The 18786-nt window shown below is 69.3% G+C and carries 17 protein-coding genes and 1 tRNA gene; 9 read left to right on the forward strand and 9 right to left on the reverse strand.

Going from position 1 to position 18786, the window contains the following annotated elements; translation table 11 throughout:
* Complete coding sequence (gene ychF, locus HMJ39_RS14250; RefSeq protein WP_194297804.1) at window positions 1-1092, reverse strand: redox-regulated ATPase YchF; 1092 nt, start codon at window positions 1090-1092, stop codon at window positions 1-3.
* A gap of 196 nt (window positions 1093-1288) precedes the next feature.
* Here ychF and HMJ39_RS14255 point away from each other — a divergent pair, with 196 nt between their 5' ends.
* On the forward strand, window positions 1289-2023 hold the full coding sequence (locus HMJ39_RS14255) for a glutathione S-transferase family protein (RefSeq protein ID WP_194297805.1): 735 nt from the start codon (window positions 1289-1291) through the stop codon (window positions 2021-2023).
* 77 nt (window positions 2024-2100) lie between these two features.
* Here the strand turns inward: HMJ39_RS14255 and pth are convergent, their stop codons facing one another.
* The 7 genes from pth to HMJ39_RS14290 all read right to left on the reverse strand — a co-directional run bounded on the left by pth (window position 2101) and on the right by HMJ39_RS14290 (window position 7844).
* Window positions 2101-2688 (reverse strand): aminoacyl-tRNA hydrolase, encoded by a 588-nt coding sequence (gene pth, locus HMJ39_RS14260; RefSeq protein ID WP_194297806.1) that lies wholly within the window; start codon window positions 2686-2688, stop codon window positions 2101-2103.
* An 8-nt stretch (window positions 2689-2696) separates the two neighbouring features.
* The gene (locus HMJ39_RS14265) at window positions 2697-3356 is read right to left on the reverse strand and encodes a 50S ribosomal protein L25/general stress protein Ctc (RefSeq protein ID WP_194297807.1); all 660 of its coding nucleotides are present in this window, start codon (window positions 3354-3356) and stop codon (window positions 2697-2699) included.
* Between the two features lie 210 nt (window positions 3357-3566).
* Window positions 3567-4526: a ribose-phosphate pyrophosphokinase gene (locus HMJ39_RS14270; protein WP_194297808.1), complete on the reverse strand. Its 960-nt coding sequence runs from the start codon at window positions 4524-4526 to the stop codon at window positions 3567-3569.
* A gap of 59 nt (window positions 4527-4585) precedes the next feature.
* Window positions 4586-4661 (reverse strand) — tRNA-Gln (locus tag HMJ39_RS14275).
* Between the two features lie 11 nt (window positions 4662-4672).
* Entirely contained in the window at window positions 4673-5584 is a 912-nt protein-coding gene (ispE, locus tag HMJ39_RS14280) for a 4-(cytidine 5'-diphospho)-2-C-methyl-D-erythritol kinase (protein WP_194297809.1), read from the reverse strand.
* Window positions 5581-6147: a lipoprotein insertase outer membrane protein LolB gene (lolB, locus tag HMJ39_RS14285; protein ID WP_194297810.1), complete on the reverse strand. Its 567-nt coding sequence runs from the start codon at window positions 6145-6147 to the stop codon at window positions 5581-5583. The genes ispE and lolB overlap by 4 nt, the downstream gene beginning before the upstream one ends.
* Window positions 6144-7844: a tetratricopeptide repeat protein gene (locus tag HMJ39_RS14290; protein WP_194297811.1), complete on the reverse strand. Its 1701-nt coding sequence runs from the start codon at window positions 7842-7844 to the stop codon at window positions 6144-6146. Before HMJ39_RS14290 ends, lolB begins: the two co-directional genes overlap by 4 nt.
* Before the next feature lie 185 nt (window positions 7845-8029).
* On the opposite strand from HMJ39_RS14290, the gene hemA reads away from it, so the two are divergent.
* Genes hemA through HMJ39_RS14320 form a run of 6 tightly spaced genes read left to right on the forward strand, consistent with a single transcriptional unit; the run spans window position 8030 to window position 16173 of the window.
* Window positions 8030-9304 (forward strand): glutamyl-tRNA reductase, encoded by a 1275-nt coding sequence (gene hemA / locus HMJ39_RS14295; RefSeq protein WP_194297812.1) that lies wholly within the window; start codon window positions 8030-8032, stop codon window positions 9302-9304.
* Window positions 9301-10392, forward strand: coding sequence for a peptide chain release factor 1 (gene prfA / locus HMJ39_RS14300; RefSeq protein ID WP_194297813.1), 1092 nt, complete (start codon window positions 9301-9303; stop codon window positions 10390-10392). Before hemA ends, prfA begins: the two co-directional genes overlap by 4 nt.
* A gap of 4 nt (window positions 10393-10396) precedes the next feature.
* Entirely contained in the window at window positions 10397-11218 is an 822-nt protein-coding gene (gene prmC, locus HMJ39_RS14305) for a peptide chain release factor N(5)-glutamine methyltransferase (RefSeq protein WP_194297814.1), read from the forward strand.
* A gap of 7 nt (window positions 11219-11225) precedes the next feature.
* On the forward strand, window positions 11226-11975 hold the full coding sequence (locus tag HMJ39_RS14310) for a HesA/MoeB/ThiF family protein (protein WP_194297826.1): 750 nt from the start codon (window positions 11226-11228) through the stop codon (window positions 11973-11975).
* A gap of 47 nt (window positions 11976-12022) precedes the next feature.
* On the forward strand, window positions 12023-14821 hold the full coding sequence (locus tag HMJ39_RS14315) for a DUF2339 domain-containing protein (protein WP_194297815.1): 2799 nt from the start codon (window positions 12023-12025) through the stop codon (window positions 14819-14821).
* Window positions 14821-16173 (forward strand): DUF3999 domain-containing protein, encoded by a 1353-nt coding sequence (locus HMJ39_RS14320; RefSeq protein WP_194297816.1) that lies wholly within the window; start codon window positions 14821-14823, stop codon window positions 16171-16173. The genes HMJ39_RS14315 and HMJ39_RS14320 overlap by 1 nt, the downstream gene beginning before the upstream one ends.
* Here HMJ39_RS14320 and HMJ39_RS14325 read toward each other — a convergent pair.
* Window positions 16162-16983 (reverse strand): Crp/Fnr family transcriptional regulator, encoded by an 822-nt coding sequence (locus HMJ39_RS14325; protein WP_161383325.1) that lies wholly within the window; start codon window positions 16981-16983, stop codon window positions 16162-16164. The two genes, HMJ39_RS14320 and HMJ39_RS14325, sit on opposite strands and share 12 nt — an antisense overlap.
* A 166-nt stretch (window positions 16984-17149) precedes the next feature.
* On the opposite strand from HMJ39_RS14325, the gene HMJ39_RS14330 reads away from it, so the two are divergent.
* Both HMJ39_RS14330 and HMJ39_RS14335 read left to right on the forward strand, forming a co-directional pair.
* On the forward strand, window positions 17150-17653 hold the full coding sequence (locus tag HMJ39_RS14330; protein ID WP_323370912.1) for a sigma-70 family RNA polymerase sigma factor: 504 nt from the start codon (window positions 17150-17152) through the stop codon (window positions 17651-17653).
* Between the two features lie 41 nt (window positions 17654-17694).
* Window positions 17695-18672 carry a FecR family protein gene (locus tag HMJ39_RS14335; protein WP_194297818.1) on the forward strand — a complete coding sequence of 326 codons (978 nt, stop codon included), beginning with the start codon at window positions 17695-17697 and terminating at the stop codon, window positions 18670-18672.
* Window positions 18673-18786 lie beyond the last annotated feature (114 nt).

The raw sequence follows: 18786 nt of genomic DNA on the forward strand, positions 1-18786 counted from the left end.
TCACACGTTGAACAGGAAGTTCAGGACGTCGCCGTCGTGGACCACGTAGTCCTTGCCTTCGGCGCGCATCTTGCCGGCTTCCTTGGCGCCCTGCTCGCCGTTGCCGGCGATGAAGTCCTCGTAGGCGATGGTCTGGGCGCGGATAAAGCCTTTCTCGAAGTCGGTGTGGATGACGCCGGCGGCCTGGGGCGCGGTGGCGCCCACCTTGATGGTCCAGGCGCGCACTTCCTTCTTGCCGGCGGTGAAGTAGGTCTGCAGGCCGAGCAATTCGTAGCCGGCGCGGATCACCCGGTTGAGGCCCGGTTCCTCCATGCCCAGGTCGGCCAGGAAGTCCGCTTTCTCCTCGTCGTCCAGTTCGGCGATCTCGGATTCGATCTTGGCGCAGATCGGCACCACCGAGGCGTTTTCCTTCTCCGCCTGTTGGCGCACGGTGTCCAGCAGCGGGTTGTTCTCGAAGCCGTCCTCTTCCACGTTGGCGATGTACATGGTGGGTTTGAGGGTGAGCAGGTTGAGGCTACGGATGGTCTTGCGCTCATCGGTGCTCAGGTCGGCGGCGCGGGCCGGCTCGCCTTCGTTGAGCAGGGGCAGCAGCTTTTCCAGCACCGGGATCATCGCCTGGGCGTCCTTGTTCTGGCCCTTGGCGGCTTTCTGCGCCCGTTGCAGGGCGCGCTCCACGGAGTCCAGGTCGGCCAGGGCCAGTTCGGTGTTGATCACCGAAATATCGTCCAGGGGAGACACCTTGCCGGCCACGTGGATCACGTTCTCGTCGTCGAAGCAGCGCACCACGTGGGCGATGGCGTCGGTGTCGCGGATGTTGGCCAGGAACTGGTTGCCCAGGCCCTCGCCCTTGGAGGCCCCCGCCACCAGCCCGGCGATGTCGACGAATTCCATGGTCGCCGGCAGCACTTTTTCCGGCTTGACGATGGCCGCCAGCGCGTCCAGGCGCGGGTCCGGCACCGGCACCACCCCGGTATTGGGCTCGATGGTGCAGAACGGGAAGTTCTCGGCGTCGATGCCGGCCTTGGTCAAGGCGTTGAAAAGGGTGGATTTGCCCACATTGGGCAGGCCCACGATACCGCACTGAATACCCATAACTGCACCTCCGTTTTCGAGGGCGCAATGCTACTCAAGGCGCGGCCAAAATGCGACCGGTAGCGGCACGGGGGCGGCCGTGTCGGGCGCCGGGGCCAGTTGCCAGGGCGCCGCTCAGGTGGGGCTCTGATGCCGGGAGCCGGGGCGCCGGGTTTGGCTAGACTGATGAGTCACGACAGCCGGCAGCACGACGATCATGCGAATTCTGTATCAATTCCCGATTTCCCACTACTGCGAGAAGACCCGCTGGCAACTGGACCACAAGGGCCTCGATTACCGGACGCGCAATCTGCTGCCCGGCCCGCACCGCCTGCGCACCCAGTGGCTGGCGCGCATCAACACCCTGCCGATCCTGCGTGACGGCGACCGCACGGTGGGGGATTCCACCAAGATCGCCTACTACCTGGAAAAGTATTATCCGACCCGGCCCCTGGTGCCCGAGGACGCCGACAGCCGCGCCCGGGTGATCGAGCTGGAGCAGCACTTCGACCGGTTCGCGGTGCATGTGCGCCGCTGGCTCTACGGCCAGGTGCTGGACCGCCCGGAGATCATGGACGCCATGCTCGACCCCTACCGTCTGCCGGGCCCGATCAAGCGCGCCCTGGTGCCGCTTACCCGGGAGGGCGTGCGCCGGCTGTACGCCATCAAGCCCAAGGCGGTGGTGTATTCCGAGCAGCGCGTGGAGGAGGGGCTGGCCCTGGTGGAGGAGTCATTGCGCCGGGGCGCCGGGGATTATCTGGTGGCGGACCGGCTGACCCTGGCGGACATCAGCGCCGCGGCCCTGATGGCGCCTCTGGTGAGCCCGCCGGGCACGCCCTGGGACGTGTTCGACGAAACCGAGCTGCCGGCGTCGTTGCAAAAGAAGCTCAACGATATGCGGGAGCGGCCGGCGGGGCAGTGGATTCTGGAGCGCTATCGCACCGATCGTTAGCGCGGTGCGAGGTCACGGACGCTTTGTAGGAGCGGCCGGGCGGCGCTCCGCTTCAGCCGCGATTCGGGCGTCTGAAATTAGGCGCGGAAGCCGTTCAGGCTGTTCATGGCGATGTCGAGGTCACCGCGCAGCAGATCCGGGGTGAAGCGTACCGCCTCGTCGATGGCCCGCTCGATCTTGTCCCGGTCGGCGGGGGAGGGCTTGCCGAGCACATAGGGGGTGACCAGATCGGCGCTGCCGGGATGGCCGATGCCGATGCGCAGGCGGTGGAAATCCTTGCGGTTGGCATGGCGGGCGATGATGTCGCGCAGGCCGTTGTGGCCGCCGTGGCCGCCGCCCTGCTTGAAGCGGGCCACGCCGGGAGGCAGGTCCAGCTCATCGTGGGCCACCAGCATTTGCGTGACGGGGATCTTGAAGAAATTCGCCAGCGCCGAGGTGGCCTGGCCGCTGCGGTTCATATAGGTGGTGGGCACCAGCAGGCGAACGGTTTCGCCCTCGAACTGAAAGGTGCCGGTGAGGCCGAAGTATTTCTTGTCCTCGGAAAGGAAGATGCCCTGGGCACGGGCCAGGGCATCGATGTACCACACACCGGTATTGTGACGGGTGGCGTCGTATTCGGGGCCCGGGTTGCCCAGGCCCACGATCAGTCGTACCGGATCCGTCACGGCGCGGGTTATTCCTTGTCGGCGTCGTCGTCTTCGCCGGCGGCTTCCTCGCCACCTTCCTCGCCTTCTTCTTCCTCGGCGCGGACTTTCGGCTTGTGCACGGCGACCACCGGCTGGTCATGGTCCTCGCCATGGGTCAGCTCGACGATTTCCACGCCGCCCGGCAGTTTGATCTCGGACAGGTGGATCACCTGGTCGAGTTCCACGGACGCCATGTCCACTTCCAGGTACTCGGGCAGGTTCTTCGGCAGACAGCTGATTTCCACTTCGGAGATGTTGCGGTGGATCTCGCCGCCCTGTTTCTTCACGCCGATGCAGGCTTCTTCGTTGGTGAAGTGCACCGGGACCACCATGGTGATCTTGTGGGTGGCGTCCACGCGCATGAAGTCGGCGTGGATCGGGAAGCCACGGGCCGGATCGCGCTGCAGATCGCGCAGTACCGCCTGCTGGGTCTTGCCGTCCAGCTTGAGGCTGAGGATGTGGCTGTAGAAGGCCTCGGTTTCCAGGGCTTTCTTCAGCTCACGGGATTCCAGGGAAATCATCTGCGGCTCGGCGTCGCCGCCGTAGATGATGCCGGGAATCCGGCCTTGCAGACGACGCAGGCGGCGGCTCGCACCTTTCCCCGTGTCGCTGCGGCTTTCCGCGGTCAGTTCGAATTCGTTGGACATGTCGATGTCTCCATAAGGCTTCCCGCCGCCCCGCGACCAGGCGCGATGGGAAGGGTTGCTAAAAGGGGGCCGGATTATGCCGGAAATCTGGCCGGCAGGCCAGAAGTTGATGTAGGAGCGGCCGGGCGGCGCTCCGCTTTAGCCGCGATTGGCGCCGGAATCAGGCTCCGGATCGCGGCTAAAGCCGCTCCTACAGCGGTGAAGGAGGGGTCAGACCAGCTCGAGGCGGTCGAACATGGCCGACAGGGATTCCTCGTTGTTCACCCGGCGCACGGTCTCGGCGAGCATCGGCGCCAGGCGCAGCACGCGGATCTTGTCGCTGGCGCGGCCCGCCTCGGACAGCGGAATGGTGTCGGTGACCACCAGCTGGTCGATGGCGCTGCCGTTGATGTTGTCGATGGCCGGGCCGGACAGCACCGGGTGGGTGCAGTAGGCGTAGACCTTGGCGGCGCCGTGGTCCTTGAGGGCCTGGGCCGCCTTGCACAGGGTGCCGGCGGTGTCGACGATGTCGTCCACCAGCACGCAGGTGCGGCCTTCCACTTCACCGATGATGTGCATCACCTGGGATTCGTTGGCCTTGGGGCGGCGCTTGTCGATGATCGCCAGGTCGGCGTCGTTGAGCTGCTTGGCCAGGGCGCGGGCGCGCACCACGCCGCCCACGTCCGGGCTCACCACCATCAGGTCATCGTGCTTCTGGCGCTCGATGTCGGCCACGAACAGGGGGGTGCCGTAAACGTTGTCCACCGGGATGTCGAAGAATCCCTGGATCTGGTCGGCGTGCAGGTCCACGGTCACTACCCGGTCGATGCCCACGGCGGTGATCATGTCGGCCACCACCTTGGCGGTGATCGGAACCCGGGCGGAACGGACCCGGCGGTCCTGGCGGGCGTAGCCGAAGTAGGGCATCACGGCGGTGATGCGGCCCGCGGAGGAGCGCCGCAGGGCGTCGGCCATGACCAGGATTTCCATCAGGTGATCATTGGTGGGCTTGCAGGTGGACTGGACGATGAAGACGTCCTTGCCGCGAACGTTCTCCTGGATGTCCACGGCCACTTCGCCGTCACTGAAAATGCCAACGTCGGCGTCGCCAAGCGGGATGTTGAGTTGCTTGACCATGGCCTGGGCCAGTTCGGGATTGGCGTTGCCGGAAAAAACCACGAGTTTGGACACTGGCGTCCCCTGGCTATCAGCTGATGGATTGCGGGGAACCGCGTTCCCTTATAAGAAGATGGCTGGGGTACCAGGACTCGAACCTGGGAATGACGGGATCAAAACCCGCTGCCTTACCAACTTGGCTATACCCCAACACTAACCGGTCAGGTGGCGTTGTCGTTGAACGCCGGACCTGGATCTTGTTGGGCTCGAAGCGTCGCCAGTGCCTCGTGGAGAGGTGAGAGTTGAGTGCTTCGAGCCACGAAAGCTTTCCAGTTTTTCGGCAAGCGCCGCTGAAGATCGCGGGCCGCTTGCGCCCCGGCAAGGCGTGCGAAACAGCAGGCGCCGGTGCCGGTCATGCGGGCGTTGCCCGCTTCGCGTTGGAGCCAGTCGAGCGCGTTATCCACTGCTGGATAAAGGCGCCGGGCCACGGCTTCACAGTCGTTGTGAAAGCGTTCCAGGGTGGCCGCCCCAAGCGAGGCCGGTAATGTAATGGCGGGGGTGTGCCTTGTCAATTCCCCGTCGCCGAAAATTCGAGCGGTTGGAACGGCCACCCCCGGATCCACCACCAGAAACCATTGTTCCGGCAATTCAACGGCTTGCAGACGCTCGCCCACGCCCTCCGCCCAGGCGTTGCGGCCGCGCACGAACACCGGCACGTCGGCGCCCAGGCGCAGGCCCAGCCCGGCCAGCCGCTCCTCGTCCAGGCCCAGGCCCCACAGATGGTTGAGCCCGCACAGGGCGGTGGCCGCGTCCGAGGAGCCGCCGCCCACGCCGCCGCCGGCGGGCAGGCGTTTCTCCAGGTGCAGACGCGCGCCCAGGTTGGTGCCGGTGACGTCGCGCAGCAGCCGGGCGGCGCGCAGAACCAGGTTGCTCTCGTCCACCGGCGGATCCGGCCGGTCGCAGCTCAGGGTCAGCTCGTCGGCGGCCTGGAAGTGCAGGGTGTCGCCATGGTCGAGCAGGGCGAACAGGGTCTGCAGCTCGTGGTAGCCGTCGGCGCGCCGGCCGGTGATGTGCAGGAACAGGTTCAGCTTGGCCGGCGCCGGCAGCGAAAAACGGACCGGGGAGGCGGTCATGGCAGCGGCTGCCACTCGCGGATCAGAAGAGTAAAGCGGTTGGCCTCCTGCTCCGCCTTGATGCGGTGGGGCAAGGCCACCCGGCCCACCGGCTCATAGCGGTCGAACTCCAGCTCCCAGCCCAACTGGCGCAGCCGCACCAGCTGGCCGGCCTCGTTCTCTTCCGCGTCCGCCGGGGCGCCGGGCCAGACCAGGCCGCGGCTCCAGTATTCCAGCGCCGACACCGGCAGCCAGAAGCCGGTCAGGTGCCAGGCCAGCTCCCCGGGGGAGCGCGCCTGCCACTGGCCCTTGGCGGTTTCCAGGCGCGCCATGCCCGGCCGCCAGGTCAGCTCCGCGCTGCCGAAACCGAGCGGGCCGGAGAAGTGGATGGCGCCGTGGCGCGGCGCCTGCTCCCAATCGAAGGTGGCGGAGCCGCCGTCCTCCGGGGTGCGGTAGCCGAGCTTGCCGTTCATTTCCCAGCGTTTGATCTGCTCGGGCCGGGTGAAATCGCCGGTGGTCACCGGGCGGGTCTGGCAGGCGCTCAACAGCAGCGCCAGCACGGGAAGCCACCAAAGCCGTGTCACAGGGTTACCTCCAGGCGTTCCAGGGTGTCGCGCAGCGTGTCGGCGTCGGGCTGGTTGGCCAGGGCGGCGGACCAGACCGCGCGCGCGGTCTCCTGGTCGCCCAGGGCCCAAAGCACCTCGCCCAGGTGGGCGCTCACTTCCGCGTCGGGCATGAGGGCATGGGCACGGCGCAGGTATTCCAGGGCCTCTTCCAGGCGCCCCTGGCGGTACAGCACCCAGCCCATGGAGTCGAGAATCGCCGGGTCCTGGGGCTGCTGGGCCAGGGCCCGGCGGATCATGTCCTCGGCCCGGTCCAGGCGCACGCCCCGGTCCGCCCAGGTGTAGCCCAGGGCGTTGAGCGCGCCGGCATCGTCCGGGTGCAGTGCCAGCACCCGTTTCAGGTCCGCTTCCATGCGTTGGTCCTGGCCCAGGCCGCCGGCGGTCATGGCGCGGGCGTAGAGCAGGTCCGGGTTGTCCGGGTCCGCTTCCAGGGCGTGGTCGAGCAATGTCAGGGCGCTTTCGCCGTCGCCCTGGGCCTTGCGCATTTCCGCTTCGCTGATCCACAGCAGATCGGCCCGTTCCGGGTACTGGCGGGTCAGGCTGGTGATCAACGCGTGGCCCCGGTCGCCGCGGCCGCTGGCGTACAGCAGGCGGGCGGCCTGCACCTGGGCCTGCAGGGCGTCGGCCCCTTTCACCTTCAGGTAGTAGTCGATGGCCTGGTCGGCGTCGCCGGCGGCTTCCGCCGCCTGGCCCAGCCGCAGGCGCATGTCGTCGGGCCGGTAGCCGCGCCGCAGCAGGTCGCGAAGCAGGGTGCGCGCGGTGTCGCCGGCGCCGGCTTCCAGGGCGATCAGCGCCAGGGAGTAGCGCAGGTCCAGGTCGTCCGGGTTCTGCTCGGCGAGAATCATGAGCTGCTCGCGGGCCTGGTCCTGGCGGTTGGCGGCCAGCAGCAGGCGCACATAGGCCAGGCGTGGGCGGCGGTTGTCCGGGTGATCCTCCACCTGGGCCCGGGCGCGGCGCAGGGCTTTCTTGTGCTCGCCGCTTTCGAACAGCAGCCGGGCTTCCAGCAGGGCCGCTTCCATATGCTCCGGATCCTGGTCCAGGGCGTGCTCCACCGCCTCCATGGCGCCGGGCAGGTCGCCCTGCTGACGCCGGTCCAGGGCGCGGGCGTACCACAGCGGCGCCTGGTCCGGGTAGCGTTCCGCCAACTGCGACAGTGCCTTGAGCAACTGTTGATTGTCGTTGTCGCTCAGGTTGCTGGCCTCGGCCACCAGGGGCAGCAGGGCCTCGCTGCCGTGCCCGGCCAGCAGCCGGTCGATGAAGCCGGCGGCGCCGTCGCTGTTACCCAGCTGGATGTCGGCCAGGGCCGCCAGGCGCAGGGCGTCGGCGTTGGCGGGCTCGCGCTCCAGCCACAGGCCGGCCAGCTGGCGGGCCCGTTCCGGTTGCTCCAGATAGGTGGCCAGCTTGGTGGCCTGGCTGATCACTTCCGGGTCGTGGGTGGATTCCGCGGCGCGGCCATAATAGTCCAGGGTGACCCCCAGGCTCTGCCGTTGCGCGGCGCTCTCCGCCACCAGCAGATCGCCGAGGGTCTCGCCGTCGTACTCGATGGGGGGCAGGTCGCGGGGTTCGGGGGCCGGCGTCGGCGCCGGTTGGGAGGGGGTCTGGGCGCAGCCCGCCAGGGTCAGGAGGGCGGCGACAACAAGCGATGGGCGTGCGTTCATCGGCGATTCAGTCCTCGAATTGAGCGGCTATCATTGCACACCAGCCGGCCGCACCCAAGGATTCGAGGGCCTGTCGTTCACCGGGTTGAGGGCCGTAGCACATTGTTTTAAGGGGCTGTTTCGCGCAAAATGCGACACCCTTGCGCGTGTCTGGTACCTATCCCATCGGGTCGTCGTCATTTCCTATGAAGCTGATCGCAGCCGGCGTTAATCACACCACCGCGGACGTGGAGTTACGCGAGCAGCTGGCGTTCTCCGCCGACCAGGCGGACCGGGCGCTGGACCGGCTGCGCGAGCTTCCCGGCGTGCGTGAAGCGGCCTTGCTGTCCACCTGCAACCGTACCGAGCTGTACTGCCTGGTGGACGGCGACGCCCTGGACGTGGCCGGCTGGCTGGCCCGGGAGCGGAGCATGGCCCTGGACCGGATTCGCCCGGTTCTTTATCAACATCACGGCGACCAGGCCCTGGAACACATGATGCGCGTGGCCGGCGGGCTGGATTCCCTGGTGCTGGGTGAGCCGCAGATTCTCGGTCAGATGCGTGACGCCTACGCCCGCGCCCATGAAGTGGGGCTGATCAACGGCGAGCTGGGCCGGGTATTCCAGGACGTGTTCTCGGCGGCCAAGCGCATCCGCACGGAAACCGGCATCGGCGCCAACCCGGTGTCGGTGGCCTACGCGGCGGTGTCCTTCGCGCGGCATATTTTCGCCGACCTGAAAAAGAGCCGCGCGTTGCTGATCGGCGCCGGCGAGATGATCGAGCTGGTGGCCCGGCACCTGGAGGAACAGCAGGTGCGCGAGATCGTGATCGCCAACCGCACCGCCGAGCGCGCCGAGGCCCTGGCCGCCGAGGTGGGCGGGCGCGGCATTACCCTTGAGGAACTGCCGGTGGCCCTGGAGCACGCCGACATTCTTATCGCCTGCACCGCGGCGCCGATTCCGATCCTCGGCAAGGGCACCGTGGAAAGCGCCCTCAAGCGCCGCCGCCACAAGCCCATGTTCATGGTGGACATCGCCGTGCCCCGGGACATCGAACCGGAAGTGGGCGAGATGGACGACGTTTACCTGTACACCGTGGACCACCTCCAGGAAGCGATCCAGGAGAATGTGCGCGCCCGCCAGCAGGCCGCCGAGGAAGCCGCCGAACTGATCGCCGAGGCGGTGCGCCAGCACCACCGCACCCGGCGCGAGAAACGCGCCGTGGGCGTGCTGCGCGACTACCGCCGCCAGCGTACCGAGCTGGCCGACCAGGAACTGGAACGGGCTCTGGCGCAGCTGCGCCAGGGCACCGATCCGGAGGAAGTGCTGCGCCGCTTCAAGCACAGCCTGGTGAACAAATGGCTGCACCGGCCCAGCGTCACCCTGCGCCGGCTGGCCGCGGAGGACCGCGCCGAGGCATTGCTGATGGCCCGGGAAATTCTGCTTGATCAGGACGGCGAGGCGTCCAGCGAGGAATCATGAAGGCGTCCCTGGAAAACAAACTGGAAAAACTGGTCGAGCGGTTCGAGGAAATCAGCGGCCTGCTGGCGGACCCGGACGTGATCGCCGAGCAGAATCGCTTTCGCGGCCTGTCCAAGGAGTACGCGGAGCTGGAGCCGGTGATCAAGGGTTACCGGGAATACCGCGCCACCGCCGAGAACCTGGACACCGCCCGCGCCCTGCTCGACGACAGCGACCCGGACATGCGTGAAATGGGCGCCGAGGAAGTCAGTGAAGGCGAGCAACGCCTGCAGGTGCTGGACGACGAACTGCAGCGGCTGATGCTGCCCAAGGACCCCCGCGACAGCGCCGGCGTCTACCTGGAAATCCGCGCCGGCACCGGCGGCGATGAGGCGGCCCTGTTCGCCGGTGATCTGTTCCGCATGTATTCGCGCTACGCGGATCACATGGGCTGGAAGGTGGAAGTGGTGAGCGCCAGCGAGGGCGAGCACGGCGGCTACAAGGAAGTGATCGCGCGCATCGCCGGCGACGGCGTTTACTCCCGGCTCAAGTTCGAATCCGGCGCCCACCGTGTGCAGCGGGTGCCGGCCACCGAATCCCAGGGCCGCATTCATACCTCCGCCTGCACCGTGGCGATCCTCGCCGAGGCGGAGGACGCCGGCGACATCGAGATCCGCAACGAGGATCTGCGCATCGACACCTACCGCTCCTCCGGCGCCGGCGGCCAGCACGTCAACACCACCGACTCGGCGGTGCGCATCACCCACCTGCCCACCGGCGTGGTGGTGGAGTGCCAGGACGAACGCAGCCAGCACAAGAACAAGGCCAAGGCCATGTCGTTGCTGAAGGCGAAACTGCTCGACGCCCGCGAGACCGCCACCCAGGCGGAGCAGGCCGCGGAGCGCAAATCCCTGGTCGGCTCCGGCGACCGGTCCGAGCGCATCCGCACCTACAACTTTCCCCAGGGCCGGCTCACCGACCACCGCATCAACCTGACCCTCTACCGGCTCAACGAGATCGTCGCCGGTGATCTGGACGAGGTGGTCGGCGCGTTGCTCGCCGAACACCAGGCGGAGCAACTGGCGGCCCTGGCCGAGGGCCAGGGCTGACGCCGTGCGCATCGACGAGGCGCTGCGCTTGGCCCGGGACGCCCTGACCGCGTCGCCGACCCCGCGCCTGGACGCGGAACTGCTGCTCGGCCGGGTGCTGGGCCGCGACCGGAGCTACTTCTACACCTGGCCGGAAAAACAACTGGACGGCGACCAGCAACGGCTGTTCGAGCTGCTGGTGAAACGCCGCGCCGCCGGCGAGCCGGTGGCCCACCTCACCGGAGAGCGGGAATTCTTCGGCCGCCGTTTCGTGGTCACCGCCGCCACTCTGATTCCCCGCCCGGACACCGAAACCCTGGTGGAAGCGGCACTGGAGACCCTGCCGGACATGCCGTTTAGGGCGGTGGACCTGGGCACCGGCACCGGCGCCGTGGGCCTCAGCCTGGCCCTGGAACGGCCCGCCTGGCGGGTTACCCTCACCGACGCCAGCGCCGCCGCTCTGGCGGTGGCCCGGGACAACGCCGAGGCGCTCGGCGCCAACGTCACCCTGCTGCGCGGCGACTGGCTGGAAGCCCTGGCCGGGCCCTTCGATCTGATCATCAGCAACCCGCCCTACGTGGACCCGGACGATCATCACCTGGAACAGGGCGATGTGCGCCATGAACCCCGCTCCGCCCTGGCCGCCCACGACCGTGGCCTGGCGGACCTGCGCGTGATCACCGCCCAGGCCCGGGAACGGCTCGCCGACGGCGGCTGGCTGATGCTCGAACACGGCCACGACCAGGGCTCGCTGGTGCGCCGGCTGCTCGCCGACCACGGCTTCCAGGACGTCACCACCCGGGGCGACCTGGGCGGCAACGACAGGGTAACCTTGGGTCATGTCTAACCAAGAAGTGTTCAGCGACGACCAATTGCAACGCTACAGCCGGCAACTGCTGGTGGCGGAGTTCGACCTGGACGGCCAGGAGGCCATCGCTGGCGCCACCGTGCTGCTGGTGGGCTGCGGCGGCCTGGCCAATCCGGCCGCCCTGTACCTGGCCGGCGCCGGGGTGGGGCGGTTGATTCTGGTCGACGATGACACGGTGGACACCAGCAACCTGCACCGCCAGATCGCCTTCCGGGGCGACCAGGTGGGGCAGGGCAAGGCCGCCGCGCTGGCCGCCCAGCTCAACGCCCTGAACCCGGACGTGACGGTGGAGCCCCACGCCGCCATGGCCGGCGATGACTGGCTGGACCAGCAGCTGCCCGGGGTGGATCTGGTGCTGGACTGCTGCGACAACTTCGCCACCCGCCAGGCCATCAACGCCGCCTGCGTGCGCCACCGCAAACCCCTGGTCAGCGGCGCCGCCATCCGCCTGGACGGCCAACTCGCCGCCTTCGACCTGCGCGACCCGGACAGCGCCTGCTACGCCTGCGTGTACGGTGACGGCACAGACGGCGATCTGGCCTGCAGCGAAGCCGGCATCCTCGGTCCGGTGGTGGGCACCATCGGCACCCTGCAGGCGTTGCTCGCCCTGCACCTGCTCACCGGCAAACCGGTGGCGCCGCGCCTGCGGCTGTTCGATGGTCGTACCCTGTCCTGGCGCGAGATGGCGTTTCGCAAGGACCCCGCCTGCCCGGTGTGCGCTCGGTCCCGGACATAAGCCGGCAAACGGTATTCAATCGGCGCTATTCAATCTGAGGGATGGGAATGACCGGCAAGGACGACAGCAACAACCCGCCGACCGTGGCGCCCTGGCCGGTGATGTCGACGGTGCTGCTGGCGTTGGCGGGCGCCGTCGGCGGCGCGGCGATTCTGGCGGTGCCGGGGCTGATGCTGGGCGCGATGATCGGTTCCTGGACGGTGAGCGCGGTGCTGGCCGGGGTGTTCGCCGCCTTCGGCGCCCTGGCCGGATTCGCGCTGGTGCTGGTGGCCCTGATCGGCGACCGCGTGCGTGCCACGGAACGGCGCCTGCGGGCGCTGATTCTGGCGGCGGAGCGGGCCGCGCCGGAGCCGCCGGCCCAGGCGGCGACGCCACCGGCGGCATCGCCGGAGGCGGCCCCGGCGCCGGTGGAGCCCGCCGCGCCGGTGGCCCCGGCGGCTCCCGCCGAGGCGGACGTCGCCCCGGTCGCGGCGGCCCGGCGCGCCTCCGAGCCGCCGCGCGCCACGCCATCCTCCACCGCCTTCCCGACCGTCACGCCGTCGCCCCTGGCCATCGCCTGGCGGCGCGGCCTGGACTGGTTCAGGAACGGCAACACCATCGCCCGGGTGGGGATTGTGGTGCTGTTCGTGGGCGCCGCCCTGCTGGCCCAGTACGCCGCTGAAAGCGGCTGGTTTCCGCTGGAGGCCCGGTTGGCGGCGGTGGCCTTGCTGGGCATGGGCCTGCTGGGGCTGGGCTGGCGGTTGCGCCAGCGGCACCAGGGTTATGCCCTGATTCTGCAAGGGGGCGGCGTGGCGGTGCTGTATCTGACCCTGTACGCCGGCTTCCGCCTGTTCGGCGTGCTGCCGGCGGGGCTGGCGTTCGCCCTCATGGTGGTGGTGGCGTTGGCGGCGGCGGTGCTGGCGGTGGCCCAGAATGCCCTGGTACTGGCGGTGATCGGTTTCTCCGGCGGCTTCCTGGCGCCGCTGCTCACCGCCGAAGGCGGCGGCAGCCACATCACCCTGTTCAGTTATTACGCGGTACTCAACCTGGGCGTGTTCGCGGTGGCCTGGTTCCGGGCCTGGCGGTTGCTGAACCTGGTGGGTTTCCTGTTCACCTTCGGGGTCAGCGCGCTGTGGCGCGGTACCGGCTACGGCGCCGAGCATCTGGTCAGCACCGACGCCTTCCTGATCCTGTTCTTCCTGATGTACGTGGCCGTGTCCTTGCTGTTCGCGCGGCATCGGACCGCCGGCCGCGTGGATTATATTTCCGGCAGCCTGGTGTTCGGCCTGCCGGTGGCGGCGTTCACCCTGCACGCTTCCCTGGTGGGGCGGTTCGAGTACGCCCTCGCCTGGAGCGCCCTGACCCTGGCGGTGTTCTATCTGGCCCTGGCGGTGACGCTGTGGCGTTCCCGGGGCGCCGCCTGGCGCTTGATGGCGGAAGCGTTCGCCGCCCTGGCGGTGATCTTCGCCACCCTCACCGTGCCCCTGGTGCTGTCCGGCGGCGCCACGGCGGTGAGCTGGGCCCTGGAAGGCGCCGGGCTGGTGTGGCTGGGTGGCCGTCAGGGGCGCCGTCTGGCCCGGGGCTTCGGTTTGTTGTTGCAGGTGCTGGCGGCGCTGGCCTGGGTCCGGGACGGCGGCGGCCCGGCGGCGATGCCGGTGTTCAATGCGTCGTTCATGGCCATGGCGGGCCTGGCGGTGGCCGGCTACCTCAGCGGCTGGTTCCTGTTCCGGCTGGGCGATGAACGGCCCGCCTACGAGCGCGTCCTGACGCCCCTGTTGCTGGCCTGGGCGGTGCTATGGGCGCTGCTCGCCGGCATCACCGAGGTGTCCTCGTCGATGCCGGCGGGGGGCGAGGCCGGCGGCGTGTTGGCGGTGCCGGCGTTGATCGTGGCGCTGCTCGCCGTGGTTGGCCGCCGGTTGGCCTGGCCCGCCAGTTACCGGCTGGCGGCGCCCCTGGGCGCCGGCTTCCTGGTGCTGGCCACGCTGTCCCTGACGGTGCTTTCCCATCCTCTGACCCGTGGCGCCTGGTGGGGCTGGCCGGCGCTGTGGCTGACCGTCTACGCGGTGCTGTGGCGGCGCGACCGGGATGACGGCGCCTGGCTGCCCGGGCTCACGCCCTGGTTCCATGCCCTGGGGGTGTGGACCCTGGCCTGGGTGGCCATGGCTGAGTTGCCGTGGTGGATCGACAAGGCGGTGCAGGGCGTCTGGCCGGCGCTGGCCCGGGGCCTGGTGCTCGCCGGTCTGCTGGTGGTCTGCGCCCGGCGGCCAGCCCTGTGGCCCTGGCGGGATCACGGGCGCGCCTATCTGCTTCTGGCCGGCGCCCCCCTGGCGGCGCTGCTGGCCATCTGGGTGGTGGTGATCAACCTGGGCAATGCCGGCGACCCGGCGCCCTTGCCCTATTGGCCGTTGCTCAACCCCCTGGATATTACCCTGGCTCTGGTACTGCTGGCCGGCGTTGGCTGGTGGCGCACGGCAGTGCCCGGCCGTTTGGCCATTGGCCTCGCGGCGACCGGCGCGCTGGCCTTTTTGTGGTTGAGCGCGGCGCTGGTGCGGGCGCTGCATTACACCGCCGGCACACCGCTGGAGGCCGGTGGCATCATGGCGTCGGTGACGGTGCAGATGGCCCTGTCCCTGTTCTGGGCCCTGCTCGGGCTGGCCGCCATGATCACCGCCACCCGCCGGGGCTGGCGGCGGGTCTGGATGGTGGGCGTGGCTCTGCTCGGCGTGGTGGTGGTGAAACTGTTCCTGATCGATCTGGCCGGGACCGAAACCCTGGCGCGGACCGTGTCGTTCCTGGGCGTGGGCCTGGTGTTGCTGGTGGTGGGGTACTTCTCGCCGCTGCCGCCCCGGGCGGAGGAGGCTTCCTGATGGGGTATCGCCGGAAATGGAGTGCACTGCTGGTGCTCGGCGTGGCCGGCGCCGCCCTGGCGGCGCCGGTGCCGGACGATTTCGCCGAAGGCATGCCGCTGGAGCCGGAGGCGCCGGGCAGCGCTTACCGGTTGCCGTTGCCGGAGGCGGTGTACGGCTTGAGCACCCGCGCGGATCTGGGCGATCTCCGGGTCTTCAATCAGGCCGGCCAGGTAGTGCAGCACGCTCTGTGCGTCGCGCCGGCGCCTTTGTCCCCCCGTGCCCGGCCGGTGCCGGCCCATGGCTTGCCGGCGGGGCGCGCCGACAAAGGGGGCGGAGAACGCTTCTCTCTGGAGACCGCGGACGGGCTGCGCCTGCGCTGGGACCAGGACGACCCGGCGCGGATGGCGTCGGCGCCGGGCGCGTTCGAATACATTCTCGATGCCCGCGACCTGGACGCGCCGCTGACCGGCGTGCGTCTGGACTGGCAATGGCGCTCACCGCAAGGGCGCGCGGAATTGCCGATCCGCTTGGAGGCCAGCGACAACCTGGAGCAGTGGCGCACGGTGGTGCCGCGCGCCACGCTTTTGCGGGTGGAGGGTTCGCCGGCGGACGGCGAGGCCCTGGAGACCGGGTCCGTGACCCTGCCGGAGCGGCGTTACCGGTTCCTGCGTCTGGTGCCCCTGGATGAACGGGCGCGGGACTGGTTGCAAGGGGCCTCGGTGTTGTTCCGGCCGGCCGGTGAGGACAGTGCATCGTTGAGCTGGGTGGCCGCTGAGCGGCCACCTGAGCCGGACGCCGACGGCGCCCGCCAATACCGGAGCGCGCGGCCGCTGGCGGTCCGTCAGTGGCGGCTGCGGTTGCCGGGGCCCAACCGGGTAGTGGGTGTCAGCCTGAGTTCCCGAGCCAGTGAGGACGCCCCATGGCGCCCGCGTTTCCAGGGCGCGGTGGCGTCCGGCCCCGACCGGTCGTTGAGCAGCGCGCACCCGGCCGGCGGCGTGTCGGACCGGTTCTGGCGTTTGCGAATCCTGTCCGGCGAGGAATCCCTGGGCGACGCCCCGGTGACCCTGGAACTGGGCTATGTCCCGCTGGAGCTGGGTTTCCTGGCCCAGGGCGAGGGGCCTTTCCTGCTCGCCTACGGCAGCGGCACGGCACCGCCGGCCCAGCGGATTGATTGCGCCCGGCTGGGCACCGCGCCGGCGGCGGCCCGCGCCCGGCCGGAACAGCGCCGCGAGCTGGGCGGCCCGGCGGCGCTGCGGCCGGCGCCGGAACCCCTGCCCACGCGGCGCATCGTGCTGTGGGGCGTGCTGATCCTCGGTGCCGGCCTGGTGGTGGCCATGGCCGTGGCACTGCTGCGCAAATTACGCCAATGACCCGGTGCCCGGTCGGCGCTCCGGGTTTTCGCCATGGGATAACGACACCACCTGACCATTCAGGTCGGTGATCTGACGCGCCATGTCGGTCATCAGCCCCAGGATCATGGAGGGGTTGGAGCGGATCAGGGACTGGAACTGATCCGCCGGCACCTTCACCGCCGCGCAGCGGCCGAGCGCGCGCACGGTGGCGCCGCGTGGCGCGCCGGTGAGCATGGCGATGGCGCCGAGTACTTCGCCGGCGCCCACCCGGCCCACGGCGACGCCGTCCACCAGCACTTCCGCTTCGCCCTCGAACAGATTGTAGACGCCGTCCGCCGGCTCGCCCTGGCGAACCAGGTCGTCGCCGGGGTGAAAGTAGGCGAACCGCGAACGGGCGTGGGCGTCCTCGGGAATGCGCGCGGCCAGCAGCCGCGCGAACAGGGCCTGGCGGGTGACCAGCAGCTCGCTCCAGCGGCGCGCCCGCGCCGGATCGCCGAGCAATTCGTCCAGCACCGCCGGGTAGTGGTAGCCACCCAGCAGCACGGCGCCGTCCGTCTGGTAGGTGAGGCCGTCTTCCGGATCCGGCGGGATCACGTCGCCTTCGTCCCAGAGCAGCAGCCGGCGGCCCTGGTAGCAGGCCATCAGGGCGCCGCCGCGCACCACGTAGAGCCGGTCGTGGCGCCAGCCCTGGTCGCGGGCATCGCGGCCGGCGGCCAGGGACAGGGTCTCCGCCTCCGCGCTCAGGTCGTGGATCAGGTCGTGGCCCAGCCGTTTGTATTGACGGGCCAGGCCGGCGAGTCCGTCGATGCGTTCACCCAGGGGAATCATGGAGTACTGCCTTCTACTGCGTGGAAAGACCCTAAGCAGACATTGTGCCACCTTGATGAATCCGCAACAGCATGCATTGAAATGAGAATGATTTCCGTTTAGATTGGTGCGCTGCCGGCATTCGCCGGGGATGCAACGAGGGGGCGCGCATGGATCGGGTGACGACGTGAAATACGCCGACAGCAAGCTCAATGCCTATCTGGATCATCGGGCCGCTTTGGTGGACTACGTCACCTCCATCACCGGCTGCCGGGCGCGCGCCGAGGACGTGGTCCAGGACGCCTTCCTGCGCTTCGTGCCCGATGGCGGCGGCGCCTCCACGCCGAGCACCTCGGGTATCGCCTACCTGTACCGCATCGTGCGCAACCTGGCCATCGACCTGGCGCGCCGGTCGGCCATGGAAAGCCGCCACCAGAACGAGGAAACCGTGGAGTGGCTCAAGCCCCGGGAGGAAAGCAGCCCGGAGCAGACCCTGCTGCAGCACGACCGGCTGGAGCGGCTCGCCGCGGTGCTCGACGAACTGCCGGAGCGCGAGCGCGTCGCCATCGAAATGCACCGGGTCGGTGGCTATACTTTGTCGGAAATCGCGCGGCGTCTGGATGTCTCCACCGCCACCGCCCACCGCCTGGTTCGCAACGCGGTGGTGCACGTCGCCGCGTCCATGGAGTAGCCCGGTTTCGCGCCGCGAAGCCCAGCCTGTCCGGATCTGAGATGGAAACTTCCGAAAAGCGCACGTCCGCCCGGGAAGACGGGACGCCGGCGCGGCCCGACGCCGCGCTGCTGCGCCGTGCCACGGACTGGATGCTGCGCCTCGAGGCCGCCCCCGATGACCGGGGCCTGCGCCGGGAGCTGGACGCCTGGCTGGCCGCCGATAACGCCCACCGCCAGGCCTGGCGGCGGGTACGTGGCGCCTGGGATCTGATCGGCGAGGCCCCGGCGGACCCGGAAGCCTGGCCCGGTGGGGCGGCGCCGGCGACCCGCCTTCGTCGGCCGGGGCCGGGGGCCCTGGCCGGCCTGGCCCTGGCCGCCTGCCTGTTGCTGGCGGTGCTGCCCGGCGCCTGGCGTTATTGGCAGGCGGATTACCGCGCCCCGGTGGGCGACACCCTGGCTTTGACTCTGAGCGACGGCAGCCGGGTGATGCTGGGAGCGGGCAGCGCCCTGGTCGAGGATTTCACCGCCGGCCGGCGCCGGGTGCGGCTGCTGGACGGCGAGGCGTTCTTCGAGGTGGCGGAGGACCGGCGGCCCTTCCTGGTCCAGGCCGGGGAGATGGAAGCCCGGGACATCGGCACCGCTTTCAATGTGCGCGCCGACGACCAGGGCTACGCCGTGGCGGTGCGCGACGGCGAGGTGGCGGTGCGTTACCGGGATGGCGAGCACCGTCTGCTGCCCGGTGACCAACTGGCCCTGGACCGGGACGGCGGCGCCCGCCGATATCGGCTGCCGCCGGACCGGGTGGCGGCCTGGCGGGAAGGCCGACTGTTCGTCCAGGACCGTACCCTGGCGGACCTGGCCGACACCCTGGAACGCCATGCCCCCGGCTACATCCTGATCGCCGACGGCGACCTGGCCGCCCGCCGGGTTACCGGCAGCTATGACCTCACCGACATCGACGGCGCCCTGAGCGCCATGGTCCAGCCCCACGGTGGCCGAGTGCTGCACATCACGCCATTGTTGCGCATCGTTCTGTAGCCGGCATCGCGGCTGAAGCCGCATGACACGCCATCCCTGAAAAAACGCCCGCCTTCGTTCGTTGTTCCGGTACTCGTCGCGAAATGCGTCGCATTCATGATACGCGATCCGGAG

Source organism: Alloalcanivorax profundimaris (genome assembly GCF_015265435.1).
Taxonomy (GTDB): domain Bacteria; phylum Pseudomonadota; class Gammaproteobacteria; order Pseudomonadales; family Alcanivoracaceae; genus Alloalcanivorax; species Alloalcanivorax profundimaris.